Annotated in this window: 15 protein-coding genes and 3 rRNA genes; 4 read left to right on the forward strand and 14 right to left on the reverse strand. The window is 70.2% G+C overall.

Going from position 1 to position 22,483, the window contains the following annotated elements:
* Positions 1-382: 382 nt before the first annotated feature.
* A complete protein-coding gene (locus AB0761_RS10465; protein ID WP_377274003.1) occupies positions 383-2,311 on the forward strand; it encodes a glycoside hydrolase family 15 protein in 1,929 nt (642 codons plus the stop codon).
* A gap of 234 nt (positions 2,312-2,545) precedes the next feature.
* Here the strand turns inward: AB0761_RS10465 and AB0761_RS10470 are convergent, their stop codons facing one another.
* The 3 genes from AB0761_RS10470 to recN form a co-directional block, all read right to left on the reverse strand.
* A complete protein-coding gene (locus AB0761_RS10470) occupies positions 2,546-3,709 on the reverse strand; it encodes a glycosyltransferase family 4 protein (RefSeq protein ID WP_377268700.1) in 1,164 nt (387 codons plus the stop codon).
* 175 nt (positions 3,710-3,884) lie between these two features.
* On the reverse strand, positions 3,885-4,733 hold the full coding sequence (locus AB0761_RS10475; protein WP_377268701.1) for a hypothetical protein: 849 nt from the start codon (positions 4,731-4,733) through the stop codon (positions 3,885-3,887).
* A gap of 28 nt (positions 4,734-4,761) precedes the next feature.
* Positions 4,762-6,510 carry a DNA repair protein RecN gene (recN, locus tag AB0761_RS10480; RefSeq protein WP_377274004.1) on the reverse strand — a complete coding sequence of 583 codons (1,749 nt, stop codon included), beginning with the start codon at positions 6,508-6,510 and terminating at the stop codon, positions 4,762-4,764.
* A gap of 179 nt (positions 6,511-6,689) precedes the next feature.
* On the opposite strand from recN, the gene AB0761_RS10485 reads away from it, so the two are divergent.
* On the forward strand, positions 6,690-6,953 hold the full coding sequence (locus tag AB0761_RS10485; protein ID WP_377268702.1) for a hypothetical protein: 264 nt from the start codon (positions 6,690-6,692) through the stop codon (positions 6,951-6,953).
* Between the two features lie 362 nt (positions 6,954-7,315).
* On the opposite strand, the gene AB0761_RS10490 is transcribed toward AB0761_RS10485, so the two are convergent.
* The 4 genes from AB0761_RS10490 to AB0761_RS10505 form a co-directional block, all read right to left on the reverse strand.
* Complete coding sequence (locus AB0761_RS10490) at positions 7,316-8,218, reverse strand: NAD kinase (protein WP_377268703.1); 903 nt, start codon at positions 8,216-8,218, stop codon at positions 7,316-7,318.
* Between the two features lie 98 nt (positions 8,219-8,316).
* The gene (locus tag AB0761_RS10495) at positions 8,317-9,123 is read right to left on the reverse strand and encodes a TlyA family RNA methyltransferase (protein ID WP_377274006.1); all 807 of its coding nucleotides are present in this window, start codon (positions 9,121-9,123) and stop codon (positions 8,317-8,319) included.
* 20 nt (positions 9,124-9,143) lie between these two features.
* Positions 9,144-9,383 (reverse strand): hypothetical protein, encoded by a 240-nt coding sequence (locus tag AB0761_RS10500; protein WP_377268704.1) that lies wholly within the window; start codon positions 9,381-9,383, stop codon positions 9,144-9,146.
* On the reverse strand, positions 9,376-10,464 hold the full coding sequence (locus AB0761_RS10505) for a histone (RefSeq protein WP_377268705.1): 1,089 nt from the start codon (positions 10,462-10,464) through the stop codon (positions 9,376-9,378). The genes AB0761_RS10500 and AB0761_RS10505 overlap by 8 nt, the downstream gene beginning before the upstream one ends.
* 159 nt (positions 10,465-10,623) lie before the next feature.
* Here AB0761_RS10505 and AB0761_RS10510 point away from each other — a divergent pair, with 159 nt between their 5' ends.
* A complete protein-coding gene (locus tag AB0761_RS10510) occupies positions 10,624-10,971 on the forward strand; it encodes a sterol-binding protein (protein WP_377268706.1) in 348 nt (115 codons plus the stop codon).
* 2 nt (positions 10,972-10,973) lie between these two features.
* Here AB0761_RS10510 and AB0761_RS10515 read toward each other — a convergent pair whose 3' ends face one another.
* Together AB0761_RS10515 and AB0761_RS10520 are read right to left on the reverse strand one after the other, a co-directional pair.
* Positions 10,974-12,065 carry an HAD-IIA family hydrolase gene (locus AB0761_RS10515; protein WP_377268707.1) on the reverse strand — a complete coding sequence of 364 codons (1,092 nt, stop codon included), beginning with the start codon at positions 12,063-12,065 and terminating at the stop codon, positions 10,974-10,976.
* A complete protein-coding gene (locus AB0761_RS10520; protein ID WP_377268708.1) occupies positions 12,062-12,634 on the reverse strand; it encodes a tetratricopeptide repeat protein in 573 nt (190 codons plus the stop codon). The genes AB0761_RS10515 and AB0761_RS10520 overlap by 4 nt, the downstream gene beginning before the upstream one ends.
* Before the next feature lie 86 nt (positions 12,635-12,720).
* Between AB0761_RS10520 and AB0761_RS10525 the strand changes: the two genes are divergently transcribed.
* Positions 12,721-14,151, forward strand: a complete 1,431-nt coding sequence (locus AB0761_RS10525) for a DUF1015 family protein (RefSeq protein ID WP_377268709.1) — start codon at positions 12,721-12,723, stop codon at positions 14,149-14,151.
* 75 nt (positions 14,152-14,226) lie between these two features.
* On the opposite strand, the gene AB0761_RS10530 is transcribed toward AB0761_RS10525, so the two are convergent.
* The 5 genes from AB0761_RS10530 to AB0761_RS10550 all read right to left on the reverse strand — a co-directional run bounded on the left by AB0761_RS10530 (position 14,227) and on the right by AB0761_RS10550 (position 22,191).
* The gene (locus AB0761_RS10530; protein WP_377268710.1) at positions 14,227-15,180 is read right to left on the reverse strand and encodes a tetratricopeptide repeat protein; all 954 of its coding nucleotides are present in this window, start codon (positions 15,178-15,180) and stop codon (positions 14,227-14,229) included.
* A complete protein-coding gene (locus AB0761_RS10535) occupies positions 15,099-16,688 on the reverse strand; it encodes a hypothetical protein (protein WP_377268711.1) in 1,590 nt (529 codons plus the stop codon). Before AB0761_RS10535 ends, AB0761_RS10530 begins: the two co-directional genes overlap by 82 nt.
* A gap of 380 nt (positions 16,689-17,068) precedes the next feature.
* Positions 17,069-17,185, reverse strand: a 5S ribosomal RNA gene (gene rrf, locus AB0761_RS10540).
* A 100-nt stretch (positions 17,186-17,285) separates the two neighbouring features.
* Positions 17,286-20,408: ribosomal RNA gene (locus tag AB0761_RS10545) — 23S ribosomal RNA — on the reverse strand.
* 267 nt (positions 20,409-20,675) lie between these two features.
* A 16S ribosomal RNA gene (locus AB0761_RS10550) occupies positions 20,676-22,191 on the reverse strand.
* Together the 16S, 23S and 5S rRNA genes form the textbook arrangement of a ribosomal RNA operon.
* Positions 22,192-22,483 lie beyond the last annotated feature (292 nt).

The raw sequence follows: 22,483 nt of genomic DNA on the forward strand, positions 1-22,483 counted from the left end.
TGCCGCCAGGCCTGGAAGGATCACTTCCGGATCACTTCGGGTAGTCCGCGGGGGTGGTGGCGCATCCTCCGTGCGGGCTACTTTTCGCACGATCACGCAAGATCGGACATGTCGAGATCGTTCGGGGGCTCCACGCGCCGCCGGTCCGTCGTATTCTGCACGGACGCATCGCCGACAGCAGGGGCAGTCGGTCGCAGGGGGGCGGACGACGCCTCCTGCTGCCGTCGACACCCACTCACCGTAAGGAGCCCGCCGAGGCTTCCACGGCCACCCTGGGCACCACCCGCGCCTCAAGGGAGCCTCCCGCCGCCACCGAGCAACGGCCCCCATCATGCCCTGCCTGTCGGACGACGCCGTGCACCATCGCGAACTGGAGATCCACGTGGCCGGCCGTATCGAGGACTACGCACTCATCGGGGACATGCAGACCGCCGCCCTGGTCAGCAGGGACGGAGCGGTGGACTGGCTGTGCCTGCCCCGATTCGACTCCCCCGCCGTCTTCGCCGGCCTGCTCGGCACGGACGAGCACGGATTCTGGCGGATCGGGCCGGCCGACGTGCCGCCCAGTCCGGCCGCCTTCCCCCAGGTGGAGCAACAGCAGGTACTCAGCGAGTTCGAGAGCACCGGCGAGCTGCATATCCCGATCACCGCCCACGCCCCCGCCGTCCCCGCCGACCGCCGCAGCTACCGGGGCGACTCGCTCATCCTGGAGCAGGAGTGGGACACCGAGCGCGGCAGCGTCCGGGTGATCGACTTCATGCCGCCGCGGCACCTCACCGAGGGCAGCGGCGTGCCGCAGATGATCCGCATCGTCGAGGGCCTCAGCGGCCGGGTGCGGATGCGCTCCGCCCTGCGGATGCGCTTCTCCTACGGCCGGGTGGTGCCCTGGGTGCACAGGATGGACGAGCCGGACGGCTCGTACCGCACCGTCGCCGTCGCCGGTCCGGACTCGGTGTGGCTGGACGGCGAGGCGGAGAGCTACGGGCGCAATCTGACCACCTACTCCGACTTCACCGTGCGGGCGGGCGAGCGGGTCGCCTTCGCGCTCACCTGGCAGGCCTCGCACCTGCGCGCCCCCGAGCGGCCCGACGCCGAAGCGGCCCTGGTCACCACCGAGGAGTTCTGGCGCGACTGGGTCGCCCAGTGCACCTTCGCCGGGCACTACCGCGAGGCGGTGATCCGCTCCCTGATCACCCTCAAGGCGCTCACCTACGCCCCCACCGGCGGCATCGTCGCCGCCCCCACCACCTCGCTCCCGGAGGACATCGGCGGCGTCCGCAACTGGGACTACCGCTACACCTGGCTCCGCGACGCCGCCATCACCCTCTCCTCGCTGCTGCGCACCGGCTACCGCGAAGAGGCGCGGGCATGGCGCGAGTGGCTGCTCAGAGCCGTGGCCGGCGACCCGGAGAACCTGCAGATCATGTACGGCATCGCCGGTGAGCGCGAACTCGGCGAGGTGGAGCTGGACTGGCTCCCCGGGTACGAGGGCTCCACCCCCGTACGCACCGGCAACGGCGCCGCCAACCAGATGCAGCTGGACGTCTACGGCGAGGTCGTCGAGGCCCTGCACCTGGCGCACATGACCGGCCTGGCCCGCAGCGACCACGCCCACCTGCTCCAGCTGAGGCTGATCGGCTACATGGAGAAGCACTGGCAGGAACCCGACGAGGGGATCTGGGAGGTGCGCGGCCCCCGCCGGCACTTCGTCCACTCCAAGGTGATGGCCTGGGTCGCCGTGGACCGCACCATCAAGCTGCTGGAGGGCACCCCCACCGACGGCCCGGTCGACCGCTGGCGGGAACTGCGCGACGCCATCCACCGCGATGTGTGCGAGAAGGGCTACGACGCGGAGCGCAACACCTTCACCCAGTACTACGGCGGCACCGAGCTGGACGCCTCCCTGCTGCTCATCCCGCAGGTGGGCTTCCTCCCCCCGGACGACAAGCGGGTGATCGGCACCATCGAGGCCATCCAGCGGGAGCTGCTCACCGAGGACGGCTTTGTGCTCCGCTACCCCACCCACGGCGCGGACGGACGCAACGTCGACGGCCTGCCCGGCGACGAGGGCGCCTTCCTGGCCTGCTCCTTCTGGCTGGCCGACGACCTGGCGATGATCGGCCGGGTCGGCGAGGCCAGGGACCTCTTCGTGAAGCTGCTGGCCCTGCGCAACGACGTCGGGCTGCTCGCCGAGGAGTGGGACCCGCGCCGCAAGCGGCAGGTGGGCAACTTCCCGCAGGCGTTCAGCCATGTGCCGCTGATCGACACCGCGCTGCGGCTCAACGCCAGCGGGGCCTACCAGGAGCGCTGAGGGCACTCCCCGCCGCCGCGGAGTCCCGCCGAAGGGCCGGCACCGGATGGTGTGTCCGCCCATGCCCGCAGCCCGGCCTCGGGGTCTCCCGTGCGCGCACGCGGATGTCGCCGCTGTACGGTGCCCCCGCTGCCGTCCCGCCGAACGGCACCGGCCGTGACCCCACCGGTCCCCGCAGGCCAGGGCGGGGCCGTGCAGCAGCCGGCACCGGCGCCCGCCCCACCCCGGCGACCGTCAGGAGCGCTGCACCAGCTCGTCGTAGATGGAGAGCACCTGCGCCACCGTGGCCGACTCGTCGGGCCAGGTCTCGGCCTGGGCCCTGCCCTGCTCGGCCAGCCGGGCCCGCCGGGGCTCGTCGCCCAGCAGCTCGGCCAGGGCCCTGCCGAACGCCCGCGCGTCCCCGTACGGGACCAGCACCGCGGCGTCCCCGACCAGTTCCGGCACCCCTCCGACGGCGGTGGCCACCAGCGGCACCCCGGCCCGCAGCGCCTCCTGCGCCACCAGCGGCCTGGCCTCCCAGCGGCTGCTGATCGCCACCACATCGGCGGCGGCCAGCAGGTCGGGCACATCGGTACGGTGCCCCAGCAGCCTCACCGGCAGCCCCTCGGCCTCGATGCGGTCCCGCAGCACGGCCCCCTCCGGGCCCTCACCGGCGATCACCACCAGCGGCTCGGGGTCCAGCCCGGCCAGCGTCCGCGATGCCTCCAGCAGCAGGTCGAACCCCTTCTGCGGGGCCAGCCGTCCGACCGCCAGCACCACCGGACGACCCTTGTCGGCGCCGGGCACCGCCGCCTTGGCCGCCGTCCGGTCCAGGGTGGGCGCGGGCAGCGGCGGAGCCGCGACCGGGCCCAGCCGGGCATCGCCGGCGCCCAGCTCGCGAGCCCGCGCCACCAGGTCGGAGGAGGCTCCCAGCAGCAGGTCCGCGGCGCGGGCCACCCGGCGCTCCATCAGCCGCAGCAGCCGCCGCTCCATACCGGTGGCCAGCAGGGCGTGGTGCATGGTGACCACCAGCGGCGTCAGCGGCCGCATCCCGGGAACCCGGCCGGCGGTGCGCAGCGCCAGATCGGAGAGCAGCCCCGCGCGCAGACCATGGGCATGCACCACGCAGGCACCGGTGAAGGCGCGCCGCAGCTCACCGATGGCCGCCGCGTCGCTCCGGGGCCCGGAGGTGGGGGTGATCTCCACGGGGTGGAACCGGGCACCGGTGCCGGAGAAGCCGAACAGCGCATCGGTGGCGGCCGGCCCGCACACGGTCACCTTGAGGCCGTGTGCCACCAGCCCCTGGGCGAGGGAGCGCACATGAGCGCCGATGCCGCCGGTACTGGCGGCGACGACGAGTACCACGTGCAGCTGCCCCGGGTCGGGTGCGGGGGTGGCTCCCCGGACAGTGTCGTCCACGTCGTTCGCTCCGAGTCGATCTGGTCCGCGGAACGCTCCCGTCGCCGCGGTGGCGGCCGGGTCGCGGCCTGCGTTCGGCGTTGGGCACCGGTGGTGTGCACCGCAGAGTACAGGGGTCACGGCGGCCTGTGGCGCCCCAGGTCGATCAGCGGCCACCCGGGCTGCCGGCCGCCGCTCAGCCGGTTGTGCCTGGGTGCGGGCAATGGCCGGACCGGTCGCCGGGGCCCCGGCCGGGCGCTGCCCGCATCGGGGCCGTCAGGGTTCGCCGTACAGGCCCAGTTCGGCCGCCGCGTGGAAGCAGAGCAGGGCCGCCGCCCGCCCGGCCAGTGCGGCACGGCCGGAACCGGCCGCCCAGGGTCCCCAGGGCCGCACCCAGCGCATGGGCGCCGCAGTCCCCGAGCATGGTGCGCTCACCCCGGTCGTCGGGGAGCAGCGCGGCCGCCGCACCCACGGCCGCTGCGGCGACCGCGGCGCCGGGTCCGCCGCGCAGCACCGTGGGCAGTCCGGCGGCCAGCACCGCCCCGACGGCCCGGCCCGGCCGGACGTCCAGCAGGTTCACCGCACCCGCCGTACCCGCGATCACGGTGGCGGCCAGCAGCCGGTCCACCGGGCGCCGCTGCACCAGACAGGCGGCGACGACCGCGGCCGAGCCGATCCCGGCGAGCTTCACCGCCCCGGTGGTGACACGGCCCTCGCGCGCCGCCCTCAGATGGGCGCGCAGGCCCCGCTCCGGGCCGCCCAGCATGTCGTCGCAGCTGCCGCAGCCGGCCGCGGCCACGGTGGCCAGTGCGGTGGCCGCACGCAGCCGCGGGGGCAACTGCGGGGCCGCGACGACCGCGGTGGCGACCGCTGCGGCCACCGCCGGGCCCTGGTAGAGGGTGACCACCCGGCCGCGGTGGTTTCTGCGCTCCCACAGCGCGGGCTCCCCGGGCGGGACCCGGTTCAGCCCGGCGTACAGCGCTCGTGCCCCGCCGACGGCGGCCAGCAGTGCCAGCAGCCGCCCGCCCTGGCCGCGCACCGTCACAGGGTTCCTCCCGATCGTCCGTTGCCTGTCAGGACGCCGCCCGGTCCTGGCGGCGTGGGCTGCGGGCGGTGGCGAGCAGCTCCTCGGCGTGTGCGCGGCCCAGCTCGGAATCCTCCAGGCCGGCCAGCATCCGGGAGAGCTCACGCACCCGCTCGGCGTCGTCCAGCACCTTCACACCCGAACGGGTGACGGTGCCGTCGCTGGTCTTCTCCACCACCAGGTGGCGGTCGGCGAACGCGGCGACCTGCGGGAGGTGGGTGACCACCACCACCTGGGCACTCTCCGCGAGCTTGGCCAGCCGGCGTCCGATCTCCACCGCCGCCTTGCCGCCGACACCGGCGTCGACCTCGTCGAACAGGTACGTGGGCACCGGGTCGGCACCGGCGAAGACCACCTCCACCGCCAGCATCACCCGGGAGAGCTCACCGCCGGAGGCGCCCTTGGCGATCGGCCGGGGCGGCGCGCCCGGGTGCGGGGCGAGCAGCACCTCCACCTCGTCGACACCGTGCGAGCCGAAGGCCACGGTACGGCCGTCGACCTCCAGCCCGGCGGGGTCGTCGGTCTGGGCGATGGCGAACGACACCCTGGCGTGCGGCATGGCCAGCTCGGTCAGCTCGGCGGTCACCGCCTCGGCGAACCGGCCCGCGGCTGCGTGCCGCGCCGCGGAGAGCTCGGCGGCCAGACCGCCCAGCTCGGCGTGGAGCGCCTGCTGCTCGGCCGCGAGCTCGCCGACGCGGTCGTCGTCGCCCTCCAGCTCCGCCAGGCGCGCCGCGGACGTCTCGGCCCAGCGCAGCACCTCGGCGGTGCCGCCGTCCGGGGTGGCGTACTTGCGGACCAGATGGGTGAGGACCGAGCGGCGCTCCTCCACCGCCGCCAGCCGCACCGGGTCCGCGTCCAGCCCGTCGGCGTAGCCGGCCAGGTCGGCGGCGACATCGGCGAGCAGATAGCCCACCTCGTCCAGCCGGTCGGCGAGGGCGGCGAGCCGCGGATCGTGCGAACGCACCGCGTCCAGCGCCCGGCGGGCCTGGGCGACCAGGGTGCCGGCGTCGACCGTGTCCGGCTCGGTGGGGTCCCCGGCCAGCGCACCGTGGGCGAGCGTGGCGGCGGACGCCAGCGCGTCGGCGTGGCCGAGGCGCTCGGCCTCGGCGGCCAGGGCGGTGTCCTCCCCCGACTGCGGCTCCGCGGCGGCGACCTCCTCCACGCCGAAGCGCAGCAGATCCGCCTCCTGGGCCCGCTCCCGGGCCCGGGTGGTGATCTCCTCCAGCGTCGCCGAGACCTGGCGCAGCCGCCGGTGGACGGCCTGGTAGCGCTCCAGCGGCCCGGCGACGGCCTCACCGGCGTACCGGTCGAGCGCGCCGCGCTGCCGGGACGGCTTGAGCAGCCGCTGCTGGTCGGTCTGGCCGTGCACGGCGATCAGGTCCTCGCCCAGCTCGCCCAGCAGGCCCACCGGGACCGAACGGCCGCCGACATGCGCCCGGGAGCGCCCCTCGGCGGAAACGGTACGGCTGATGAGCAGCGCCCCGTCGTCCAGCTCGGCCCCGGCCTCCACGGCGCGCACCGCTGCGGGGTCGCCGTCGGCCAGGGTGATCCTGCCCTCGACCACCGCACGCCCGGCGCCGTTGCGGACCAGAGCCGGGTCCGCACGCCCTCCGAGCAGCAGGCCCAGGCTGGTGACCACCATCGTCTTGCCCGCACCGGTCTCGCCGGTCACCGCGGTGAAGCCCGGCGAGAGCTCGACCACGGCGTCGTCGATGACGCCCAGGGCCCGTATCCGCATCTCCTCCAACACGGACACGACCTTACGAGGTTCGGGGCCCGCTGTGCGACGAGCACCCGCGTCGCGCCGGTAGGTTCATCCGATTCGGCACTCCTCGGCGTGCCGCTGCGGCAGGCCCACCGGGCCGTTCCGGCGCACTATGGAGGTCCGGGCACCGCCCGAGGCGCCCGGGCATGGCCATGACCACGCCGACGGGCCCGCTGTATGCGCGCTCCGGCGGCTCCGAGGAGAGGAGCGCTCCGATGGTCGACAACACGGACAGGCTGCTGATCCCGGACTTCGACCAGCTGCCGGCCTCGGACCTCAGGAACCGCATCCGTTCACTGACCGCGGCGCAGTTGCAGCTGCTGCTGGACCATGAGAGCCGGCACGGGCAGCGGGGGCAGGTACTGGAGCTGCTCCAGGCCCGGATCGACCTGCTGGAGACCCACCCGACGGTCTGACTCCGGACCGGTGACTCACCGGGCGGCCGACTCCGGCCCCCGGCTCTGCGTCCCGCGGCCCGCAACCGGCCGGCCGCGGGGCGTCCGGCGCTGCGGTGGGCCGGGCGGTGTGTGGCGCACAGCACGCCGCGGCTGCCGAGGGGCGACAGAGACACCCCGTCGACCTCGGCGACCACCGCCGGCATCCGTCTCCGCGGCATCCGTCTCCGCGACACCCTTCTCCGCCCAAGCCTCGGCGTCCCGTCCCCGCGACGGGCGGGGCCTTCCGAGCGGCTGTGCGCGGAAGGCCCCGCCCGAGGCACACCCTCGGGCGGCCGCGGAACGGTACGGTCGGCGACCCTGCGCCGGATGATGACGTGGCGTCAGTTCTGATGCGGGGCGCCCCGCCAGCCGGTGACCGGCAGCGCGAACTTCGCCACCAGGCGGTCGGTGAACGGCGCTCGGTGCAGCCGGGCCAGCCGCACCGGGATACGTCCGCGCCGCACCTCCACCCGCGCCCCGGCCGGCAGCTCCACCGAGCGCCGTCCGTCGCACCAGAGCACCCCGTGCGGCGTCTTGGGCAGCACCTCCACCGCCAGCACCGAGTGCGGCGAGGTCACCAGGGGTTTGGGGAACAGCGCATGTGCGCTGATCGGCACCATCAGCAGCGCCTCCACCTCCGGCCAGACCACCGGCCCGCCCGCAGAGAACGCATAGGCCGTGGAACCGGTCGGTGTGGCGCACACCACCCCGTCGCAGCCGAAGTGCGACACCGGCCGTCCGTCGACCTCGGTGACCACCTCCAGCATCCGCTCCCGGGACGCCTTCTCCACCGAGGCCTCGTTGAGCGCCCAGTCACGGTGGATCACCTTGCCGTCGGCACGGACCAGGACGTCGACCGTCATCCGCTCCTCGACCTCGTAGTCCGCGTCGACCACCCGCTGTACGACCTTGGCCAAGTCGTCGCGTTCCGCCTCGGCCAGAAAGCCGACCCGGCCGAGGTTGACACCGAGCATCGGCACACCCGTCTGCCGGGACAGCTCGGCCCCGCGCAGCAGGGTCCCGTCACCGCCGGCCACCAGGATCAGCTCGCAGCCGGCCACCGCACCCGGCGCCGCGGCGACCGCCTCCACTCCGGCGGGCAGGTCCATGTCCTCGGCCTCAGCAGCCAGCACTCTGATCCCGATGTCCGCCTTCAGCAGACCGTTGACCAGGTGCTCGACGCTGCGCAGTGCGGCCGCACGGCCGGTGTGCGCGATCAGGAAGACCGTTCGCAAGTCACTCATGCCCTCTCCTACGCCCGCCCGGACTGCATCGGCCGGGTGGCGCCCCCTCCCGATTGTGGTTTGACCGCTTGCGCCGCACGGGGGACGTGCACGGCACCCTACCTGGGCCCTTCTGCCACGGCCCGATCCGCATCCGCCGGGTCCAGGGGCGGCGCGCCGCGCCGGAACCAGAGGAAGTACTCGACATTGCCGGACGGGCCGGGCAGCGGGCTGGCCGCCACTCCCACCACCCCCAGGCCCAGTTCCCAGCCCTGGGCCGCGACCTGGCGTACGGTCTCGGCGCGCAGCTCCGGGCTGCGGACGACGCCGCCGCTGCCCAGCCGCTCCTTGCCCACCTCGAACTGCGGCTTGACCATCAGCACCAGGTCGGCGTCCTCGGCGCAGCAGGAGGCGAGCGCGGGCAGCACCAGGCCGAGCGGGATGAACGACAGGTCGCCCACCACCACATCCACCGGCTCCCCGCCGATCCCCTCCAGGGTCAGCTCACGGACGTTGGTGCGATCCATGACGGTGACCCGTTCGTCGCTCTGCAACGACCATGCCAGCTGGCCGTAGCCGACGTCCACGGCGAGCACCCGGGCGGCGCCCGCGCGCAGCAGCACATCGGTGAAGCCACCGGTGGAGGCCCCCGCGTCCAGGCAGCGGCGGCCCTCGATCCGCAACCCCTCCGGCACAAAGGCGGCCAGCGCTCCCGCCAGCTTGTGCCCGCCCCGGGAGACATAGTCGGGATCGCTCTCGTCCTTGGCGACCACGACCGCCGCTGAGGTCTCCACCTGGGTCGCCGGCTTGCTCGCGGTGGTGCCGCCCACGGTCACCCGCCCCGCCGCGATCAACTCGCTGGCGTGCTCGCGGGAGCGGGCGAGTCGGCGGCGGACCAGTTCCGCGTCGAGTCGGCGTCGTGCCACTGCCACAGGTGCTTCAGCTCCTAGGGCCCCGGGGTGGGGCCGGGTCGGTTGTCGAGGGCGGTGAGGGTGTCCCGCAGCCGCTGATGGACATCCTCGTACAGGGCGACATGCGCCTCGGTGGGGGTCCCCTCCAGAGCCTCCAGCCGGGCCAGCACGTCGTCCACTCCGGGATGGCCGGTCTCCTCCAGCTCGACCGGACCCGCGAACGGGTCCACGGGGCCGGCAGCGGCGCCCACCGCCTCGGGGAAGCCCTCAGCCATCGCCCGCCACCCGGCCTCCGACGGTCCCGGCCGCCGCGCTCCTCGCCGCCGTGGCCCGGGCCGCCGTGGTGGCCTTCGCGGGAGCGGCCTTCCTCGCGGTGGCCGACTTCTTCGCCGCCGGGGCCTTCTTGGCGGTCGCGGTTCGCTCGGACGCGGCCTTCTTGGCGGTCGCGGCCTTGGCGGTCGCCGTCTTCTTGGCCGCCGCGGTCTTTGCGGTGGTCTTCTTCGCCGTGGTCTTCACGGCGGTCCTGGTCGCGGCTGCGGTCTTGGCCGCGGCCGCGGTCTTCGCCGGCGCGGTCTTCTTGGCCGTCATCTTCTTCGCGGGCGCGGTCTTCTTCGCCGCCGCCGTCTGCTCGGCGGGCGCGGCCTTCGCCGGCGTGGCCTTCTTCGCGGCAGCGATCTTCGCGGGGGCGGTCTTCTTGGCCGTCGTCTTCTTCGCCGGGGCGGTCTTCTTCGCCGCCGCCTTCTTCGCGGCCGGGGCCTTCTTGGCCGCGGTCTTCTTCGCAGCACCGGTCCCCGCGGCTTCCGCCTCACGGGCCGCCGGGCCGGGCGACTTCCCGGCAGCGGCCGGCCCGTGTGCCGCGGCGGCGGTCTGCTCGGCAGCCGGCGGCTCCTCCACCACGGGGATCCGCACCGGCCGCGCCGCCCGCTCCGCGGCGTGCTCCTGCTGCCACTCGGAGCCGAAGAGCTTCTCGGCACGGGGCTCCGGCGGTGCCTCCTCGGCCTCCGCTCCGCCCTGCTCCAGCTCGCGCAGCTTGCGCTCCAGAAGCTCCAGGACCACCCCGACCTTGACCACCTGGTCACCCATCCGGCCGACGAGGTGCCAGGTCCGCTCCGCCTCCGAACGGGCCAGGCCGATCATCAGATCCCGTCCCTCGCGCCCGGCGGCGGCCATGTCGCCGGCCATCGACTGCAACGACCGCGCCGAAGCCGGGACCTGCTCGGCCAGTGACCGCTGCACCGCCTCGACGTCCACACCGCTCCGGTCGAGCAGGTCCTTCGCCGCATGCGCCGAGCGTCGGCCGGTCTCCTCTGCGATGCCTACTGCGAACTGCACCCAGCCGCGCAGTGTGTCGCGCATCAGGTCCTCCTCGCTTCCGTCACGCCCGTGCGTCCGTGATCGACGGGACACCCCTTCAAGACGCTACCGCCTCCGCCCTTCGCGCGGCGGGCCAGCGCACCGGCTGGGGTACGGTCGCCCGGGAACCCCAAACGACCGTGGAAGGGGAGCGGCCGCACCATGGCGAACTCCGAGGAGTGCCGCGCGGCACTGGAGCAGCTCAGCGAGAACCTGTCGGGCTCCGAGGGGGACGTACGCAAAGCAGCGGCCCTGGACCGCTCGCTGACCTGCTGGATCACCGACCTCGACATCACCTTCTCCGGGCACCTGCGCGGCGGCCGGATCCAGGATCTCGTCGAGACCCCGGGCCGGCCGCCCGAGCGGGCCCAGATCCGGCTGGCGATGGCCAGCGACGACCTGGTGGATTTGGTGGCCGGCCGGCTGCATTTCGCCTCCGCGTGGGCTCACGGACGGGTGAAGCTGGAGGCCGGCATCCGCGATCTGCTGCGGCTGCGCTCCCTGCTCTGACGTCACAGCCCCAGCTCGGCCAGGACCTTGCGGGCATCGGGCGTACCCGTGCCCTGCTCCGCTGCCGTCCAAGCCGCCGCACAGAGCGCCCGCAGAGCGTCGTACGGATCGCCGTCGCCCTCCAGTCGCAGCTGCCCGTCGGTGACGGACGCGGTCCACCCGCCGCAGCGGTGGGCCCCGCCGTCTGCCGCGGCCACCTCGGGCTGCGGTGCCAGCAGGGCCCGCAGGTCGGCCGCCACAAAGGTGGGCCGGTGCTGGGGCGGTGCCGCCAGCAGCGCGGCGGGGGTGGTCACCCCGGTGAGGACCAGCAGGCTGTCGACGCCTCCGTTGTAGGCGCCCTCGATGTCGGTGTCCAGGCGGTCGCCGACCACCAGGGGACGCACGGCGCCGGTGCGGATCACCGTCTCGCGGTGCATCGGCGGCAGCGGCTTGCCCGCCACCTCCGGCTCGACGCCGGTGGCTGTGCGGACCGCTGCCACCAGGGTGCCGTTGCCCGGTGCGGTGCCGCGCGAGGTCGGGATGGTGAGGTCGGTGTTGGAGGCCACCCAGGGCAGCCCCCGCGCCACGGCGTAGGAGGCCTCGGCGAGGTGCTGCCAGCCCACCGACGGGTCGTAGCCCTGCACCACCGCGGCCGGACCGTCGTCGAGGGAACGCACCGGACGCAGCCCGCGCTCCTCCAGCGCGACCTCGAGCCCGTCTCCGCCCACCACCAGCACCGCGGACCCGGCGGGTACCTTTTCGGCCACCAGCCGGGCGGCCGCCTGCGCGGAAGTGATCACTTCGGACACCTCGGCCGGTACCCCCAGCCGGGTGAGGTGGTCCGCGACCGCCTGCGGCGTGCGGGAGGCGTTGTTGGTGACATACGCCAGCCGCATGCCCCTGGCGTGCGCCGCCTCCAGCGACTCCACCGCATGGTCGATGGCGTCGGGCCCGGCGTAGACCACACCGTCCAGGTCGAGCAGCGCGGTGTCGTACGCCTCGACCAGCGGACGGGCGCTGCCCGCCGGACTCAGCCGCGGCGCGGTGGCACCGTTCCCGGCCTTGTCCGGCGCGGTGGCGCCTTCGTCGGGGTTGCCGGCTGCCGTGTGCGTCATTCCTGCTCTTCCTGTCGGTTGCTGCGCGGCCCGCCGGGCTCCGCGTCCTGCGGGCCCGGCCACCGCGGGTGCGGCGGAACCGGGCCGAAGGCACCGGCCCGGGCACGCAGCGTCGCCCGGGTCTGCCGCAGCGCCGCACGGTAGTGGTCGGACTCCGGCCGCATGGCCACCGCCAGCGCCAGATGCTCTGCCGACGCCTCGAAGTCGCCCATCCGCGCGGCCGCCAGCCCCCAGCCGAACTGCGCATAGTCGTCCGAGGGGTCGGCCAGGGCCACCTCCCGGAAGTTCTCCAGAGCAGCAGCGTACGACCCCGCATCGAACTGGGCCCGGGCCAGGGTCTCCTTGATGGACCTCGACTCCGGTTCCGCCGCCGCGGCCCGCTCCAGCAGCTGCACCGCCGCGGCCGCGCTGCCCTGCGCCAGCAGCTGGCTGCCCCGCCGGAACCACTCGTAGACGGACTCCCTTGGCTCCTCACCGCCACCCTCGCCGGGCCCGTCCGCCCCCGCCGCTCCGCCCCCGGATCCCCCGGGGGCGTTTCGATCCTGCGCCCGCTCCCGTCCCCTGGTCATGCCTGCCCCTTCCCGGTCGCCCAGTGCAGCCGCCGGGCCGGGAGCCGTGATCACCCGACCGGACGTACCCGATTAACATGCCCACAATGGAGGCACTCAGTGCACACGGTGCAGCAGCTTCTCACCAGGGCGGCCCCGGCGATCCCGGGCATGTCGCCGCGGCGGGGCTCTCGCTGTCGCCGTTCCGCGGCCTTCGCTACGTCCCCGAGCGGATCGGCGACCTCGCGGCCGTCACTTCGCCCCCGTACGACGTGGTGGACCCGGAACGGCTGGCAAGCCTGGAGACAGCGGACCCCCACAACGTGGTCCGGCTGATCCTTCCCCGGCCCGAATCCGAAACCCCGAACGACCAGGGCACCGAGCCGCGGCCCGGCCCCGAACCCGGACCTGGTCCACGCCGCAACGGACGCCGGGTGGCCGACACCCGCTACCGGCACGCGGCGCGGCTGCTCACGGCATGGCAGCGCGAGGGGGTGCTCGCCCCCGACGACACGCCCGCCCTCTACGTCTACGAGCAGCGGGTCCCCGGCCCCGGCGGCGGTCAGGAGGGTGAGCTGCTGCAACGCGGCCTCATCGGTGCCCTCGCTGTGAGCCCGCCGAAGTCCGGGGTGGTCCTCCCCCACGAGGACGTGATGCCGCGCCCGGTCGCCGACCGTGTCGGCCTGATGCGCACCACCCGCGCCAATCTGGAACCACTGCTGCTCACCTACCGGGGCAAGGGCGGCGCCGCCGATGTGGTGGAGCGGGCCGCCGCACGCCCGCCACTGCTCAGCACCACGACCGCCGACGGCACCCGCCACCGCATGTGGGCGGTCACCGACCGCGCCGAGCACGCAGCGGTCACCGCCGACCTGTCGACCTGCCGTGCCCTGATCGCCGACGGGCACCACCGCTGGGCGATGTACCTGCGGCTCCAGCGGGAGCACCGGCACCTCGCCCACAGCCCCTGGGACCGCGGCATGGTGCTGCTGGTCGACACCGCCCGCTACCCGCTCCGGGTACGGGCGATCCACCGGGTGCTCTACCGACTGCCACCGGAGACAGCGCTGGCCCGCCTCGGCAGCGACTGGCAGGTGACGGACGCCGGCACGTCCGCGCCCGGCGCACTGGACGCCCTGGCGGCGGCCAAGCGGCACGGCGGCAACGCGTTCCTGCTTGCCGGGGACGGGCGGTACCGGCTGCTCCGCGGACCGGGTGACGACACCATGAAGCGGACGGTCAGAACCGACCGGCCGGAGGAGTGGCGGCAGCTGGACGCAACCGTGCTGCACTCGGTGCTGCTGGACTCCGTCTGGCGGGTGCCGGACGCCCCGGACCACATCGGCTATCTGCATGACGTGGCCGCGGCGGTCCGCGAGGCCGAGCGGTGCGGCGGGACCGCGGTGCTGCTGCACCCGGTCGATGAGGGGGTGGTACGACGGCTGGCCGAGCAGGGCGTGACCATGCCCCGCAAGTCCACGTCATTCGGCCCCAAGCCCGCTACCGGCCTGGTGCTGCGGAGCCTTGACCTGGGGTGATCCAGGGCCTGACAGAGAGAAGTGCCCCGCCGGAGAATCCGGCGGGGCACTTCTGCGTCACCTCAGGTGACCGTCTCAGTCCTCGGCGCGGGGCTGCTCGGCGGCCTTCCGGTCGCTGTCGCCGTCGCGGACGTCGTCGGCGACGTCGATGTCCTCGTCGTCGAGGTCGTCGTCCTCGTCCTCGTCATCCTCGTCGTCCTCGTAGTCGTCCTCGTCGTCCTCGTCGTCCGTCTCGGACACGGGCTCGCCTGCGGGCTCCTTGAACGGGGTCTTGAGGAAGTCGTCCCGGGCCGCCGCACCCTCGTCCTCGGCCGACTGCTCGTCCTCCGTGGTGGCGGAGACCTCGGCGGACTTCTCCTCGTCCTCCTCCATCTCCGGGTCGAGCGCGTCGACGAACTCCAGGCCATCGATCTCGGCCAGTCGCTCGGCGGCGTTGGTGGCGCCCTCCTGGTCCGCGTCGGCGGCCTTGGCGAACCACTCCCTGGCCTCGTCACCGCGGCCCGCGGCGATCAGCGCCTCGGCGTAGGCGTAACGCAGCCGCGCGGTCCACGGGTGGATGGCGTTGGACGCCAGCTCAGGGCTCTGGAGCGTCACCACGGCAGCGTCGAACTGCTCCATGTCGCTGCGGGCCCCGGCCGCAACCAGCCGCATCTCGACCTGTCCGGCCCGGTCCAGCTGCTTGACCTCGGGCTCGCCCGCCATCGCGAGCGCCCGCTCGGGCCGGCCGAGGCCACGCTCGCAGTCGGCCATGACGGGCCACAGGTCGGCCCGCCCGGTCATCCGGCGCGCGGCACGGAACTCGGTGAGGGCCTCGGAGTAACGCTCCGTCACATACGAGGCGAAACCGGCCGCTTCGCGCACCGCCGCCACACGGGAGGCGAGACGCAGCGCGACCCGGGAGTAGTCGTAGGCCTGCTGCGGCTCACTGTCCAGCAGCCGCGCCACCATCACCAGGTTGCGGGCCACATCGTCGGCGAGCGTCTTGGGCAGGCTCTTGAGCTCCTGGCGGACGTCGGCGTCGATCTCCATCCCGGTGACGTCCTCCGGGATCGGCAGACGCTTGACCGGCTCGTAGTTCGGCCGGTTGTCGTCCGACTCGAACCTGCGGCCACGACCCTCGTACGAGTGCCCGCCACGGTCACGGTCGTCACGGCCCCGACCGTAGCCCCGGTCGCGGTCGTCGCGGCGGAAGCTTCCACCGGCACCACCGCCGGGACGCTCCTCGCGACGGAAGCCACCCTCACGCGGCCCACGGTCACGGTCGCGGTCGTCGCGACGGAAACCGCCACCACCCTCACGATCGTCACGACGGAAACCACCGGGACGGTCATCACGACGGTAGGAACCACCGCGCTCGTCACGACGGAAACCGCCCTCACGCGGGCCACCCGGACGGTCATCCCGACGGAAGCCACCACCGGCACCGCCACCGGGACGCTCGTCGCGGCGGAAGCCACCACCGGCACCACCGCCCGGACGCTCCTCGCGACGGAAACCACCCTCACGCGGCCCACGGTCACGGTCACGGTCGTCGCGACGGAAACCGCCACCACCCTCACGGTCATCGCGACGGAAACCACCCGGACGGTCATCACGACGGAAACCACCACCGGCACCGCCGCCCGGACGCTCCTCGCGACGGAAACCACCCTCACGCGGCCCACGGTCACGATCGCGGTCGTCGCGACGGAAACCGCCACCACCCTCACGGTCATCGCGACGGAAACCACCCGGACGGTCATCACGACGGAAACCACCACCGGCACCGCCACCGGGACGCTCCTCGCGATGGAAACCACCCTCACGCGGCCCACGGTCACGGTCACGGTCGTCGCGACGGAAACCGCCACCACCCTCACGGTCATCGCGACGGAAACCACCGCCACCGCCACCGGGACGGTCATCACGACGGTAGGAACCACCGCGCTCGTCACGACGGAAGCCACCACCGGCACCGCCGCCGGGACGCTCCTCGCGACGGAAGCCACCCTCACGCGGCCCACGGTCACGGTCGTCACGACGGAAACCGCCACCACCGTCACGATCGTCACGACGGAAGCCACCACCGGCACCGCCGCCCGGACGGTCGTCACGGCGGAAGCCACCGCCACCGCCGCCCGGACGGTCGTCACGACGGAAGCCACCACCGGCACCGCCGCCGGGACGCTCCTCGCGACGGAAACCACCCTCACGCGGCCCACGGTCACGATCGTCACGACGGAAACCGCCACCGCCCTCGCGGTCGTCGCGACGGAAGCCACCACCGGCGCCACCACCGCCACCGGGACGGTCATCACGACGGTAGGAACCACCGCGCTCGTCACGACGGAAGCCACCCTCACGCGGCCCACGGTCACGATCGCGGTCGTCACGACGGAAGCCACCACCGGCACCGCCGCCCGGACGCTCCTCGCGACGGAAACCACCCTCACGCGGCCCACGGTCACGATCGCGGTCGTCGCGACGGAAGCCACCACCGGCGCCACCACCGCCACCGGGACGGTCATCACGACGGTAGGAACCACCGCGGTCGTCACGCGGCCGACCGCCCTCGCGGTCCTCGGGGCGGCCCCGGTCACGGTCGCTGGACCAACGGCCCTGCGTCCGCGGCTCGAAGGCGCCGCCGCTACGGGAGCCCCGGCGGTCGGCAGCCCCCCGGCCCTGCGGGCCGTCTCCCGAACGGCGCTCCGGACGGTCCTGGGGTGGGTTCGACATCGACGTGGCTCCTTCTGGGTCTTCATACTCCGCCGCCACAGCAGTGTGTTGCTGTGCGTACGCGGCGCGGTGCCGGCCTGGCGCACCGCCTTCCATTGTCCTGCATCCGGCCTGGTACCGCGCCGGGCTCCCGGCGGCGGTAAGGCCGAACAAAAAAAGCCGCGGCCCCAGCAGATCGCTGGGGCCGCGGCTTTGAATGATTGTTCGGCGGCGTCCTACTCTCCCACAGGGTCCCCCCTGCAGTACCATCGGCGCTGTAAGGCTTAGCTTCCGGGTTCGGAATGTAACCGGGCGTTTCCCTCACGCTATGACCACCGAAACCCTATTGGGTTCAGCGAACACACTTTTCAGTTGAGAAGTGCTCTGCTCACCGGAGACTGTTCGCAGCCCGGGAACAACACAGTGGACGCGTAGCAACTATGGACAAGCCCTCGGCCTATTAGTACCGGTCAGCTCCACCCATTACTGGGCTTCCACACCCGGCCTATCAACCCCATCGTCTATGGGGAGCCTTACCCACTCAAGGTGGTGGGAGCCCTCATCTCGAAGCAGGCTTCCCGCTTAGATGCTTTCAGCGGTTATCCCTCCCGAACGTAGCCAACCAGCCATGCCCTTGGCAGAACAACTGGCACACCAGAGGTTCGTCCGTCCCGGTCCTCTCGTACTAGGGACAGCCCTTCTCAAGACTCCTACGCGCACAGCGGATAGGGACCGAACTGTCTCACGACGTTCTAAACCCAGCTCGCGTACCGCTTTAATGGGCGAACAGCCCAACCCTTGGGACCTACTCCAGCCCCAGGATGCGACGAGCCGACATCGAGGTGCCAAACCATCCCGTCGATATGGACTCTTGGGGAAGATCAGCCTGTTATCCCCGGGGTACCTTTTATCCGTTGAGCGACGGCGCTTCCACAAGCCACCGCCGGATCACTAGTCCCTGCTTTCGCACCTGCTCGACCCGTCGGTCTCACAGTCAAGCTCCCTTGTGCACTTACACTCAACACCTGATTGCCAACCAGGCTGAGGGAACCTTTGGGCGCCTCCGTTACCCTTTAGGAGGCAACCGCCCCAGTTAAACTACCCACCAGACACTGTCCCTGATCCGGATCACGGACCCAGGTTAGACATCCAGCACGACCAGAGTGGTATTTCAACGATGACTCCACAACCACTGGCGTGGCCGCTTCACAGTCTCCCACCTATCCTACACAAGCCGAACCGAACACCAATATCAAGCTATAGTAAAGGTCCCGGGGTCTTTCCGTCCTGCTGCGCGAAACGAGCATCTTTACTCGTAATGCAATTTCACCGGGCCCGTGGTTGAGACAGTCGAGAAGTCGTTACGCCATTCGTGCAGGTCGGAACTTACCCGACAAGGAATTTCGCTACCTTAGGATGGTTATAGTTACCACCGCCGTTTACTGGCGCTTAAGTTCTCAGCTTCGCCCCGACGAATCGAGACTAACCGGTCCCCTTAACGTTCCAGCACCGGGCAGGCGTCAGTCCGTATACATCGCCTTACGGCTTCGCACGGACCTGTGTTTTTAGTAAACAGTCGCTTCTCGCTGGTCTCTGCGGCCACCACCAGCTCAGGGAGAAAATCCCCTCACCAGCAATGGCCCCCCTTCTCCCGAAGTTACGGGGGCATTTTGCCGAGTTCCTTAACCACGGTTCACCCGAACGCCTCGGTATTCTCTCTCCTGACCACCTGAGTCGGTTTGGGGTACGGGCCGCCATGAAACTCGCTAGAGGCTTTTCTCGACAGCATAGGATCATCCACTTCACCACAATCGGCTCGGCATCAGGTCTCAGACTATGTGCAGGGCGGATTTGCCTACCCTGCGTCCTACACCCTTACCCCGGGACAACCACCGCCCGGGATGGACTACCTTCCTGCGTCACCCCATCGCTCACCTACTACCAGCTCGGGCCACCGGCTCCACCACTCCCCCTCACTCCGAAGAGATCAGAGGCGGCTTCACGGGCTTAGCATCACTGGGTTCGACGCTGGCGCTTCATAGCGGGTACGGGAATATCAACCCGTTGTCCATCGACTACGCCTGTCGGCCTCGCCTTAGGTCCCGACTTACCCTGGGCAGATCAGCTTGACCCAGGAACCCTTGGTCAATCGGCGCAAGAGTTTCCCACTCTTGTATCGCTACTCATGCCTGCATTCTCACTCGTATACCGTCCACGACTGGCTCCCGCCGCCGCTTCACCCGGCACACGACGCTCCCCTACCCACCCACACCTTCGTTGGAAGTATTGTGTGAGTGACACGGCTTCGGCGGTGTACTTGAGCCCCGCTACATTGTCGGCGCGGAATCACTTGACCAGTGAGCTATTACGCACTCTTTCAAGGGTGGCTGCTTCTAAGCCAACCTCCTGGTTGTCTCTGCGACTCCACATCCTTTCCCACTTAGCACACGCTTAGGGGCCTTAGCCGGTGTTCTGGGCTGTTTCCCTCTCGACCACGGAGCTTATCCCCCGCAGTCTCACTGCCGTGCTCTCACTTACCGGCATTCGGAGTTTGGCTAAGGTCAGTAACCCGGTGAGGCCCATCGCCTATCCAGTGCTCTACCTCCGGCAAGAAACACACGACGCTGCACCTAAATGCATTTCGGGGAGAACCAGCTATCACGGAGTTTGATTGGCCTTTCACCCCTAACCACAGGTCATCCCCCAGGTTTTCAACCCTGGTGGGTTCGGGCCTCCACACGGTCTTACCCGCGCTTCACCCTGCCCATGGCTAGATCACTCCGCTTCGGGTCTTGGGCATGCGACTCAAACGCCCTATTCGGACTCGCTTTCGCTACGGCTACCCCACACGGGTTAACCTCGCCACACACCGCAAACTCGCAGGCTCATTCTTCAAAAGGCACGCAGTCACGGCCCGCCAGCAAGCTGACGAACGACGCTCCCACGGCTTGTAGGCACACGGTTTCAGGTACTATTTCACTCCGCTCCCGCGGTACTTTTCACCATTCCCTCACGGTACTATCCGCTATCGGTCACCAGGGAATATTTAGGCTTAGCGGGTGGTCCCGCCAGATTCACACGGGATTTCTCGGGCCCCGTGCTACTTGGGTGTTCTTCAAGCGAGCCGCACAGATTTCGTCTACGGGGGTCTTACCCTCTACGCCGGGCCTTTCGCATGCCCTTCGACTACCCATACGGTTTCTGACTCGCCGACCGGCCGGCAGACCGATCAAGAAAAAACCCACAACCCCGCACGCGCAACCCCTGCCGGGTATCACACACATACGGTTTAGCCTCATCCGGTTTCGCTCGCCACTACTCCCGGAATCACGGTTGTTTTCTCTTCCTGCGGGTACTGAGATGTTTCACTTCCCCGCGTTCCCTCCACACTGCCTATGTGTTCAGCAGCGGGTGACAGCCCATGACGACTGCCGGGTTTCCCCATTCGGACACCCCCGGATCACAGCTCGGTTGACAGCTCCCCGGGGCCTATCGCGGCCTCCCACGTCCTTCATCGGTTCCTGGTGCCAAGGCATCCACCGTGCGCCCTTAAAAACTTGGCCACAGATGCTCGCGTCCACTGTGCAGTTCTCAAACAACGACCAGCCACCCACCTCACCCAGCATGGGACCGGCACCAAGGAAACCAAAAACCCGTTCCCTCAGGACCCAACAGCGCGCCCGACACAAGCAACCACGAACCCACCCGTTCCACACGCCGAAGCGCAGTACTAAGGCCAGCCCGAAAGCCACCCATGCCGAATATTCAACGTTCCACCCATGAGCAACCACACGAGGACATTCGCCCCGAGCTGGCCATATGCTCCTTAGAAAGGAGGTGATCCAGCCGCACCTTCCGGTACGGCTACCTTGTTACGACTTCGTCCCAATCGCTGGTCCCACCTTCGACGGCTCCCCCCACAAGGGTTGGGCCACCGGCTTCGGGTGTTACCGACTTTCGTGACGTGACGGGCGGTGTGTACAAGGCCCGGGAACGTATTCACCGCAGCATGCTGATCTGCGATTACTAGCGACTCCGACTTCATGGGGTCGAGTTGCAGACCCCAATCCGAACTGAGGCCGGCTTTTTGGGATTCGCTCCACCTCGCGGTATCGCAGCCCATTGTACCGACCATTGTAGCACGTGTGCAGCCCAAGACATAAGGGGCATGATGATTTGACGTCGTCCCCACCTTCCTCCGAGTTGACCCCGGCAGTCTCCTGTGAGTCCCCGACATTACTCGCTGGCAACACAGAACAAGGGTTGCGCTCGTTGCGGGACTTAACCCAACATCTCACGACACGAGCTGACGACAACCATGCACCACCTGTACACCGACCACAAGGGGGACCGTATCTCTACGGTTTTCCGGCGTATGTCAAGCCTTGGTAAGGTTCTTCGCGTTGCGTCGAATTAAGCCACATGCTCCGCCGCTTGTGCGGGCCCCCGTCAATTCCTTTGAGTTTTAGCCTTGCGGCCGTACTCCCCAGGCGGGGAACTTAATGCGTTAGCTGCGGCACGGACGACGTGGAATGTCGCCCACACCTAGTTCCCAACGTTTACGGCGTGGACTACCAGGGTATCTAATCCTGTTCGCTCCCCACGCTTTCGCTCCTCAGCGTCAGTATCGGCCCAGAGATCCGCCTTCGCCACCGGTGTTCCTCCTGATATCTGCGCATTTCACCGCTACACCAGGAATTCCGATCTCCCCTACCGAACTCTAGCCTGCCCGTATCGAATGCAGACCCGGGGTTAAGCCCCGGGCTTTCACATCCGACGCGACAGGCCGCCTACGAGCTCTTTACGCCCAATAATTCCGGACAACGCTCGCACCCTACGTATTACCGCGGCTGCTGGCACGTAGTTAGCCGGTGCTTCTTCTGCAGGTACCGTCACTTGCGCTTCTTCCCTGCTGAAAGAGGTTTACAACCCGAAGGCCGTCATCCCTCACGCGGCGTCGCTGCATCAGGCTTTCGCCCATTGTGCAATATTCCCCACTGCTGCCTCCCGTAGGAGTCTGGGCCGTGTCTCAGTCCCAGTGTGGCCGGTCGCCCTCTCAGGCCGGCTACCCGTCGTCGCCTTGGTAGGCCATCACCCCACCAACAAGCTGATAGGCCGCGGGCTCATCCTGCACCGCCGGAGCTTTCCACGCACCCCCATGCAGGAGTGCGTCATATCCGGTATTAGCACCGGTTTCCCGGTGTTGTCCCAGAGTGCAGGGCAGATTGCCCACGTGTTACTCACCCGTTCGCCACTGATCCACCCCGAAGGGCTTCACCGTTCGACTTGCATGTGTTAAGCACGCCGCCAGCGTTCGTCCTGAGCCAGGATCAAACTCTCCGTGAATGCTTAGATCCACGAGAGCGGCACGGCATCCGGCGGAATAAGCCGAACCCGCGCACAGCGTCCTCGCTGTACTTCATTCAAAGGAACCCAAAGGGTTCAAAAATCTGGCGTTGAATTTTGGCACGCTGTTGAGTTCTCAAGGAACGGACGCTTCCATCGAAACCCTTCCGGGCCCCTCCGGGCGCTTCCCTTCTTCGTGTCTCCAGCTTATCAGATCCGCTTACCGCTTTTCCGACCCCCGCTGGCGGGGTTTATCGCTCTTCGCGACGTCCACTACATTAGCGCATTCTCT

Source organism: Peterkaempfera podocarpi, assembly GCF_042466665.1.
Taxonomy (GTDB): domain Bacteria; phylum Actinomycetota; class Actinomycetes; order Streptomycetales; family Streptomycetaceae; genus Peterkaempfera; species Peterkaempfera podocarpi.

What these genes read in the sequence shown, in the direction of transcription:
- AB0761_RS10490 (WP_377268703.1), bottom strand. Translation starts at nt 8,218, where the DNA reads ATGAGTGACTTGCGAACGGTCTTCCTGATCGCGCACACCGGCCGTGCG.
- AB0761_RS10520 (WP_377268708.1), bottom strand. Translation starts at nt 12,634, where the DNA reads ATGACCAGGGGACGGGAGCGGGCGCAGGATCGAAACGCCCCCGGGGGA.
- AB0761_RS10500 (WP_377268704.1), bottom strand. Translation starts at nt 9,383, where the DNA reads ATGGCTGAGGGCTTCCCCGAGGCGGTGGGCGCCGCTGCCGGCCCCGTG.
- AB0761_RS10485 (WP_377268702.1), top strand. Translation starts at nt 6,690, where the DNA reads ATGACCACGCCGACGGGCCCGCTGTATGCGCGCTCCGGCGGCTCCGAG.
- AB0761_RS10510 (WP_377268706.1), top strand. Translation starts at nt 10,624, where the DNA reads ATGGCGAACTCCGAGGAGTGCCGCGCGGCACTGGAGCAGCTCAGCGAG.
- AB0761_RS10530 (WP_377268710.1), bottom strand. Translation starts at nt 15,180, where the DNA reads ATGGAGATCGACGCCGACGTCCGCCAGGAGCTCAAGAGCCTGCCCAAG.
- recN (WP_377274004.1), bottom strand. Translation starts at nt 6,510, where the DNA reads ATGCGGATACGGGCCCTGGGCGTCATCGACGACGCCGTGGTCGAGCTC.
- AB0761_RS10515 (WP_377268707.1), bottom strand. Translation starts at nt 12,065, where the DNA reads ATGACGCACACGGCAGCCGGCAACCCCGACGAAGGCGCCACCGCGCCG.
- AB0761_RS10525 (WP_377268709.1), top strand. Translation starts at nt 12,721, where the DNA reads ATGGAGGCACTCAGTGCACACGGTGCAGCAGCTTCTCACCAGGGCGGC.
- AB0761_RS10505 (WP_377268705.1), bottom strand. Translation starts at nt 10,464, where the DNA reads ATGCGCGACACACTGCGCGGCTGGGTGCAGTTCGCAGTAGGCATCGCA.